The following is a 7522-nucleotide window of genomic DNA, read 5'->3' as shown; positions in this document are numbered from 1 at the left end:
GCCCGCTCACCGTTCGGTGAGCGGGCCTTCGATCCGCGGTGACGGCGGTGATTCGAGCCGCTAGCGAAGCGGCTCGCCGGGCCCGAACGGCTGGGCCGAGAGCGGGGTGTGGTCCGGGGTCATGGTGGCGACCACCGCGATCCCCGCGGCGCGGAAGTTGGTGAGCGCCCGGCCGATATGGTCCGCGGAGGTGATCAGGATCGCCGCGTGCGCGCCGATCGCCTCCATGACCCGGGCCGAGAACGCCGCGTTCTGGACCGTCGAATTCGCCTGGGTCTCACTGTGAATGCGCAGGGGGTCGATGCCGCGCCCGATCAGCCAGTCCGCCATGGCCTGGGCCTCGGTGCGCCCGTTCTGCGGATTCCCGCCGGTCACGATCACCGGCGAATGGGGCGACAGCAGGGCCGAGACGTACCCGGCGTACAGCCGGTTGATCAGTTCCGGCCGCATCTCGCCGTCCGGCAGCAGGCCGTAGCCCAGCACGACGATGGCGGTGGTCGGGCTCAGCGCGGTCGGCAGATCCTGGCCCGGTAACTGCAGCGTGGTCACCGAGTCGATCATCTTGATCACATCGGTGCCGATGCTCGCCACCGGATCGGGGACGTGCTCGGGCGCGGCATGCGCCGGTACGGCCGCGGCGATCACCGCGACCGTGGCACCCGCGAGCAAGGTCCGCGCGGCCAGGCGCGCGGTGCGGCGAGTGATGTTTCGAAGGACCGGAACGGCCGGAATCAGATCTAGCATCGAAAACCCCCTGCGTAGCCCCAAGGTGACTACTGGTCGGTTCACATTTCGATCCATGATCACCCAAAACGGTCACACCGGACGCGGATTCGCGGAATCGAGCCCCGGATTTCCCCAGCTTGCACCGGGGGTTACAGATAGCTCCGCGTGTGCGGGAACGAGTTCGGGTGGCCCGAGGGGGAGCTGTGCCGTCCCCGGACGCGATCCGCGCGGCCCGCCGCGCCGGCACCGGCATCGCCTAGGGTGGTCCCATGATTACCGCGATCGTGCTGATCCACGCAGAATCCGACCGCATCCCCGAGACCGCCCAGGCCCTGGCCGATATCGAGGGCGTCGCCGAGGTCTACTCGTGCGCGGGCGACGTGGACCTGATCGGCATCGTGCGGGTGCGCGACCACCAGCAGATCGCCGAGGTCGTGACCGGGCACATCAACAAGACCCCGGGCGTGGTCCGGACCGCCACCCACATCGCGTTCAAGTCCTACTCGAGCATCGACGTCGAGGCGGGCTTCTCGATCGGGGAGTGATCGCTAGTCGGCGCCGAGCTTGTTGGTCAGTTCCGCCCAGCGCTCGAGCAATTCGCCGGCCCGGCCCGAATCGACCGTCGCCGCAACCCGTTCCAGGGCGGCGCCGAGCCGGTCGTGCAGATCCTCGCCGACCTGATCGGCGGTGAGCTCGAAGGCCACCACCGCCGCGGCCGAGTTCAGCAGCACCGCGTCCCGCACCGGACCGGCCTCACCGGCCAGGAAATTCCGGGCGATCACCGCGTTCAGGGTGGCGTCCCCGCCCTTGAGCGCCTCGGGGGCGACCCGCTCGATGCCGAGTTTCGTGGGGTCGATGGTCGTTTCGGCCCGGCGGCCGCCCGCGACCACCCAGGCATCGGTGGTGTCGGCGGTCGTGATCTCGTCCAGGCCGTCGTTGCCCCGGACCACCAGCGCCGACGCGCCGCGATCGGCGAACGTGCCGGCGATGACCGGCAGCAGATCCGCGAACGCGCAACCGATGAGGCCCGCGCCCGGCTGGGCCGGATTGGTCAGCGGGCCCAGGATATTGAAGACCGTCGGAATACCGATCTCCCCGCGGGCCGGCCCCGCGAACCGCAGCGACGGATGGAACACGGGCGCGAAGCAGAAGCCGATCCCGACCTCGCGCACACTCGTGGCGACCGACTCCGGGCCCAGCGCGATCTTCACCCCGAGCGCCTCGAGCACGTCCGCGCCGCCGCTCTTGGAGGAGGCCGCGCGATTACCGTGCTTGACCACGGGAATGCCGGTGGCCGCCACCACGATCGAGGACATGGTCGAGATGTTGACCGTGCCGGACCGATCGCCGCCGGTGCCGACGATGTCCACCGCGGCGCCGTCCACCTCGACCCGGCGGGCGTGCGCGAGCATCCCCGCGGCCAGCCCGCTCAGTTCGACGGCGGTGGGGCCCTTCATCTTCATGGCGACTCCGAAGGCCGCGATCTGCGCGGAGGTGGCGCTATCGGTGAAGATCTCGTTCATCGCCCACGCGGCCTCGTCCGCGGCCAGATCGTTGCCATCGGTGAGGATGCCGAGGATTTCTCGCCAGCTGCGCGCGCTCATTGCTCATCTCTTCCGTCGCCGGTGAAGGTCCGTACACCAGTGTTGTCGCCGTCAGCCTAGTGCGCGGAGGCTATTTCTTTTCTCCCGGACGCCCGGGAGCGGGTTGCAGCGCCTCCCAGCCCAGCAGCACCGCGTCGTGGCGATGGGCCACCGCGGTCAGGCGCGAGCGCTCCTGCGCGCAGTGCACGGCGTCCAGGACCTGTACCCGCTGCACGAGCAGGGCGACGGTGTCCGGGGCGGCCTCGGGCTCGGCGCTCACCGTGTCATAGCCGAGCTGCGCGGTGATGATCTGCACCGCATCGAGGCGATCCGCGGGCACCCGCAGGTGCTGGCGCAGCACCACGGGCTGGTCGGCGGTCCAGCTGCCGGTGCGGCCCAGGGCCGCCGAACACGCCTCCGCGTCATCGAAACTCGACGCCACCGTCACCAGGTCGCCACGCCCGGGATCCAGTTGCGTTGTCCCGCCGCGCCGCAGCAGCCTGCCCACCCATGACATCGCCGTCACCGTCCCTTCGAAAATCAGCCTATGGATAGCTCAGCTTTCTCTTACCGAGCCAATCTATGCTGCTCCGAGACACGCCGAGCGCCCACCGAGAGGCTCGCTCGCGCTGCGGTTTCCGACACGCTGACCGAGTTTTCCAACCCGGCTACGCCTGTCGTACTACGACAGGTCATACTTACCGGCGTGACGACCGCAGTAGGGACCCCAGGATCGGCCATTACTCAGCGTGTGCATTCGCTGAACCGGCCCAACATGGTCAGCGTCGGTACCATCATCTGGCTGTCCAGCGAGCTGATGTTCTTCGCCGGCCTGTTCGCTATGTACTTTGTCGCCCGCGCGCAAGCCGGCGGCGAGAAGTGGCCGATGGAGCCGACCGAGCTGAACCTCGGTCTCGCCGTCCCGGTGACCGCTGTCCTGGTGGCTTCCTCGTTCACCTGCCAGATGGGCGTCTTCGCGGCGGAGCGGGGCGATGTCTTCGGCCTGCGCCGCTGGTACGTCATCACCCTGATCATGGGTGCCTTCTTCGTCGGTGGCCAGGGGTACGAGTACTACCACCTGGTTCAGGAGGGCACGACGATCTCGAGCACCGTGTACGGCTCGGTCTTCTACATCACGACCGGCTTCCACGGCCTGCACGTCATCGGCGGTCTGATCGCGTTCGTGTTCCTGCTGATCCGCACCAAGGTCAGTAAGTTCACCCCCGCGCAGGCCACCGCGGCGATCGTCGTCTCGTACTACTGGCACTTCGTCGACATCGTCTGGATCGGGCTCTTCGCCACGATCTACTTCGTCCGCTGATTTCGGACAGATCCACGGCACAGCCCGCCGTAGGCAAGAAGCTTCTGTACAAGTCGGTTCCGTCTACTCCAAAGGGACACAGATGAGTTCATCTCCCCCGTCAGCGCCAGATCCGCGCCCCGAATCCTCGGGCGCCGCGATCGGCGAGGCCACCAAGACGCGTAAGCAGCGCCGCTTGCGTCGGCGTATCGCCGGCGGTCTGGTTCTCCTGATGGGCCTCGTCGGAGCCGGCTTCGCGGCATCGGCCCTGACGCCCACGGCGCAGGTCGCCACGGCACACGAGGACCAGTCCGCGCTGATCCGCGAGGGCAAGCAGATCTACGACACCTCCTGCATCACCTGTCACGGTGCCAACCTGCAGGGTGTCGCCGATCGCGGCCCGAGCCTGATCGGCGTCGGCGAGGCCGCGGTGTACTTCCAGGTCTCCTCCGGTCGTATGCCCGCGGTGCGCAACGAAGCCCAGATCATGCGCAAGCCCCCCAAGTTCGACGCCCGTCAGACCGACGCCCTCGGCGCCTTCATCCAGGCCAACGGCGGCGGCCCGACCGTGGTGCGCGACGCCAACGGCGAGATCGCCCAGGAATCCCTCATCGAGGGCGCCGACCTGGGCCGCGGTGGCGAGCTGTTCCGCATGAACTGCGCGTCCTGCCACAACTTCACCGGCAAGGGCGGCGCGCTGTCCTCCGGCAAGTTCGCGCCGCCGCTCGCGCCGGCCAGCGAACAGCAGATCTACCTGGCCATGCTCACCGGCCCGCAGAACATGCCCAAGTTCTCCGACCGGCAGCTGACGCCGGAAGAGAAGAAGGACATCGTCGCGTACATCAAGGACCGGATGGAGACCCCGTCCGAGAGCGGCTACGGCCTCGGCGGCTTCGGCCCCGCGACCGAGGGCCTCGCGGCGTGGATCATCGGCATCGTGCTGCTCGTCGGCTCGGCGATGTGGATCGGTTCCCGGTCATGAGTGAACAGGAGCAAAAGAGCATGGGGGACAGCCCCACCGGCGTGGACTACACCGATGAACAGCTCGACGCCATGTCGCGCGACGAGCTCGTCGCCCTCGGCACCAAGCTGGACGGCGTCGACGTCGCCTACCGCGCACCGCGCTGGCCCATTCCCGGCACCAAGGCCGAGAAGCGCGCCGAGCGTCAGGTCGCGATGTGGTTCGGCATCTCGGCGCTGGCCGGACTCGCCCTCATCGGCGTATTCCTGTTCTGGCCCTGGGAGTACAAGGGCCGGGGCGAAGAGGGCAACGCGGCGTACACGCTGACCACCCCGCTCTACGGCATCACCATGGGCATCGCGGTGCTGGCCATCGGCGTCGCCGTCGTCCTGATCCGCAAGAAGTTCATCCCGGCCGAGATCTCGATCCAGGAACGCCACGACGGCATGTCCTCCGAGGTCAACCGCCGCACCCTGGGTGCGCAGCTGTCCGACGCGGTGGAGACCTCCACCCTCGGCCGCCGCAAGATGATCACCCGCAGCGCCTCGGCGGGCGCGGGCATCCTGGGCATCGGCGCGATGCTGGTGTTCCTGGGCGGCTGCGTCAAGAACCCGTGGGCCAAGGGCGACAAGTCGCCGCTGTGGGTCTCGGGCTGGACCCCGGACTACGCGGGCCAGACCATCTTCCTGCGCCGCGACACCGGCCGCCCCGAGGACATCGTCCTGGTGCGCCCGGAGGACCTGGACGCCGGCTCGATGGAGACCGTCTTCCCGTGGAAGGAAGAATGGCGCGGCGACGAGCACGCCACCTTCCAGTCGCTGCGCGGTATCCGCAACGCGGTCATGCTGATTCGCCTGCGGACCGCCGATGCCGAGGCCGCCATCAAGCGCAAGGGCCAGGAGAGCTTCAACTACGGCGACTACTTCGCCTACTCGAAGATCTGCACCCACCTGGGCTGCCCCACCTCGCTCTTCGAGCAGCAGACCAACCGAATCCTGTGCCCCTGCCACCAGTCGCAGTTCCTGGCGACCGAATGGGGTAAGCCGATCTTCGGTCCCGCCGCTCGTGCGCTGCCGCAGCTGCCGATCACCGTCAACTCCGAGGGCTACCTGGTCGCCGTACACGACTTCATCGAGCCCCTCGGACCGGCCTTCTGGGAGCGTCGTTCATGAGTCCTAGCAAAGCGGTCCAAGCGGCCAACAATGCTGACGAGCGGTACCACGCCGCGGCCTTCCTGAAGCGGTCGATCAACAAGGTCTTCCCGACCCACTGGTCCTTCCTGCTCGGTGAGATCGCGCTCTACTGCTTCATCATCCTGCTGCTGTCGGGTGTGTACCTGACGCTGTTCTTCGACCCGTCGATGAGTGAGACCGTCTACAACGGCGCGTACCAGCCGCTGCGCGGTGTCACCATGTCGCGGGCCTACGAGACCTCGCTCAACATCTCCTTCGAGGTGCGCGGCGGTCTGTTCGTGCGCCAGGTGCACCACTGGGCGGCGCTGCTGTTCGCGGCGTCGATCATCATCCACCTGTTCCGCATCTTCTTCACCGGCGCTTTCCGCAAGCCGCGTGAGGCCAACTGGGTGATCGGCTCGCTGCTGCTCATCCTGGCCATGTTCGAGGGCTTCTTCGGCTACTCGCTTCCCGACGACCTGCTCTCGGGAACCGGTCTGCGCGCGGCGTTCTCGGGCATCACCATCGGCGTTCCGGTCATCGGCACCTGGCTGCACTGGCTGCTGTTCGGCGGCGACTTCCCGGGCAACCTGATCATCCCGCGCCTGTACGTCCTGCACGTGCTGCTCATCCCGGGCATCCTGCTGGCGCTGATCGCGGCGCACGTCGCCCTGGTCTGGTACCAGAAGCACACCCAGTTCCCCGGACCGGGCCGCAAGGAGACCAACGTCGTCGGCGCGCGCATCGTGCCGGTGTTCGCCGCGGATCAGGGCGCGTTCTTCGCCTTCACCCTCGGCATCATCGCCCTCATGGGCGGCGTGCTGCAGATCAACCCGATCTGGAACCTGGGTCCCTACAACCCGTCTCAGGTCTCGGCCGGTTCGCAGCCCGACTTCTACATGATGTGGACCGACGGCATGGCCCGCCTCATGCCGCCGTGGGAGCTGTACCTGGGTCGCTACACGGTTCCGGCCGTGTTCTGGGTCGCGCTCGTCATGGGCCTGGTCTTCACCGTCCTGATCCTGTACCCCTGGATCGAGAAGAAGCTGACCGGCGACGACGCCCGGCACAACCTGCTCCAGCGCCCGCGCGACGTGCCGGTTCGTACCGCCATCGGCGCCATGGCCATCGCCTTCTACCTGGTGCTGACCCTGGCCTGCGTCAACGACATCATCGCGCTGAAGTTCAGCATCTCGCTGAACGCGACCACGTGGATCTTCCGCATCGGTCTGCTGGTGCTGCCGCCGCTGGCGTACTTCGTGGCCTACCGCTTCTGCATCGGCCTGCAGCGCAGCGACCGCGCGGTGCTCGAGCACGGCATCGAGACCGGTGTCATCAAGCGCCTGCCGCACGGTGAGTACATCGAGATCCACCAGCCGCTGGGCCCGGTGGACTCGCACGGCCACCCGATCCCGCTGGAATACCAGGGCGCCCCGGTGCCCAAGAAGATGTCCAAGCTGGGTTCGGCCGGCAAGCCCGGCTCCGGTTCGTTCATGAAGGCCGATCCGCACGCCGAGATCGAGCAGAACGCCGCGCTGGCGCACAAGGAAGAGCACGACATGCTCGCCGCGCTGGCGAGCCAGCAGGACAACGTGGACGGCGACAAGCACGGCCACTGAGTTCGGTGCGAAAGGGAAGGCCCCGAGTCGATTACTACTCGGGGCCATACCCGTTTTGCGGGTACCCGGGTTATAAAGGAATTTCGTGGTGTAGGGTAAGATTTGGGTGGGGATTGTGTATATATAGGTGGTGGGCGTATGATTAAAAAAATGGTGTGGGG

8 protein-coding genes are annotated in these 7522 nt (G+C 67.3%); 5 read left to right on the top strand and 3 right to left on the bottom strand.

What is annotated here, in order from left to right; genetic code table 11:
* Window positions 1-60: 60 nt before the first annotated feature.
* Complete coding sequence (locus ABZ319_RS39365; protein WP_354991692.1) at window positions 61-744, bottom strand: YdcF family protein; 684 nt, start codon at window positions 742-744, stop codon at window positions 61-63.
* A 251-nt stretch (window positions 745-995) separates the two neighbouring features.
* On the opposite strand from ABZ319_RS39365, the gene ABZ319_RS39360 reads away from it, so the two are divergent.
* On the top strand, window positions 996-1271 hold the full coding sequence (locus ABZ319_RS39360; RefSeq protein WP_354991691.1) for an Lrp/AsnC ligand binding domain-containing protein: 276 nt from the start codon (window positions 996-998) through the stop codon (window positions 1269-1271).
* Window positions 1272-1274: 3 nt separating this feature from the next.
* Here the strand turns inward: ABZ319_RS39360 and trpD are convergent, their stop codons facing one another.
* Both trpD and ABZ319_RS39350 read right to left on the bottom strand, forming a co-directional pair.
* Window positions 1275-2330, bottom strand: coding sequence for an anthranilate phosphoribosyltransferase (trpD, locus tag ABZ319_RS39355; RefSeq protein ID WP_354991690.1), 1056 nt, complete (start codon window positions 2328-2330; stop codon window positions 1275-1277).
* Window positions 2331-2400: 70 nt separating this feature from the next.
* The gene (locus tag ABZ319_RS39350; RefSeq protein ID WP_354991689.1) at window positions 2401-2826 is read right to left on the bottom strand and encodes a hypothetical protein; all 426 of its coding nucleotides are present in this window, start codon (window positions 2824-2826) and stop codon (window positions 2401-2403) included.
* A 189-nt stretch (window positions 2827-3015) separates the two neighbouring features.
* Here ABZ319_RS39350 and ABZ319_RS39345 point away from each other — a divergent pair, with 189 nt between their 5' ends.
* The 4 genes from ABZ319_RS39345 to ABZ319_RS39330 all read left to right on the top strand — a co-directional run bounded on the left by ABZ319_RS39345 (window position 3016) and on the right by ABZ319_RS39330 (window position 7361).
* On the top strand, window positions 3016-3630 hold the full coding sequence (locus ABZ319_RS39345) for a heme-copper oxidase subunit III (RefSeq protein WP_354991688.1): 615 nt from the start codon (window positions 3016-3018) through the stop codon (window positions 3628-3630).
* Window positions 3631-3712: 82 nt separating this feature from the next.
* Window positions 3713-4591 (top strand): cytochrome c, encoded by an 879-nt coding sequence (locus tag ABZ319_RS39340; protein WP_354991687.1) that lies wholly within the window; start codon window positions 3713-3715, stop codon window positions 4589-4591.
* Complete coding sequence (locus ABZ319_RS39335; RefSeq protein WP_354991686.1) at window positions 4588-5742, top strand: ubiquinol-cytochrome c reductase iron-sulfur subunit; 1155 nt, start codon at window positions 4588-4590, stop codon at window positions 5740-5742. The genes ABZ319_RS39340 and ABZ319_RS39335 overlap by 4 nt, the downstream gene beginning before the upstream one ends.
* Window positions 5739-7361: a cytochrome bc complex cytochrome b subunit gene (locus ABZ319_RS39330; protein ID WP_354991685.1), complete on the top strand. Its 1623-nt coding sequence runs from the start codon at window positions 5739-5741 to the stop codon at window positions 7359-7361. Before ABZ319_RS39335 ends, ABZ319_RS39330 begins: the two co-directional genes overlap by 4 nt.
* Window positions 7362-7522: the final 161 nt, after the last annotated feature.

It is taken from the genome of Nocardia sp. NPDC005978, assembly GCF_040614455.1.
GTDB lineage: Bacteria > Actinomycetota > Actinomycetes > Mycobacteriales > Mycobacteriaceae > Nocardia.
The sequence above is the reverse complement of the archived record's forward strand: the minus strand, read 5'-3'. Positions and strand labels throughout refer to the sequence as shown.

What these genes read in the sequence shown, in the direction of transcription:
- ABZ319_RS39360 (WP_354991691.1), top strand. Translation starts at nt 996, where the DNA reads ATGATTACCGCGATCGTGCTGATCCACGCAGAATCCGACCGCATCCCC.
- ABZ319_RS39365 (WP_354991692.1), bottom strand. Translation starts at nt 744, where the DNA reads ATGCTAGATCTGATTCCGGCCGTTCCGGTCCTTCGAAACATCACTCGC.
- ABZ319_RS39330 (WP_354991685.1), top strand. Translation starts at nt 5,739, where the DNA reads ATGAGTCCTAGCAAAGCGGTCCAAGCGGCCAACAATGCTGACGAGCGG.
- ABZ319_RS39350 (WP_354991689.1), bottom strand. Translation starts at nt 2,826, where the DNA reads ATGTCATGGGTGGGCAGGCTGCTGCGGCGCGGCGGGACAACGCAACTG.
- ABZ319_RS39340 (WP_354991687.1), top strand. Translation starts at nt 3,713, where the DNA reads ATGAGTTCATCTCCCCCGTCAGCGCCAGATCCGCGCCCCGAATCCTCG.
- ABZ319_RS39335 (WP_354991686.1), top strand. Translation starts at nt 4,588, where the DNA reads ATGAGTGAACAGGAGCAAAAGAGCATGGGGGACAGCCCCACCGGCGTG.
- trpD (WP_354991690.1), bottom strand. Translation starts at nt 2,330, where the DNA reads ATGAGCGCGCGCAGCTGGCGAGAAATCCTCGGCATCCTCACCGATGGC.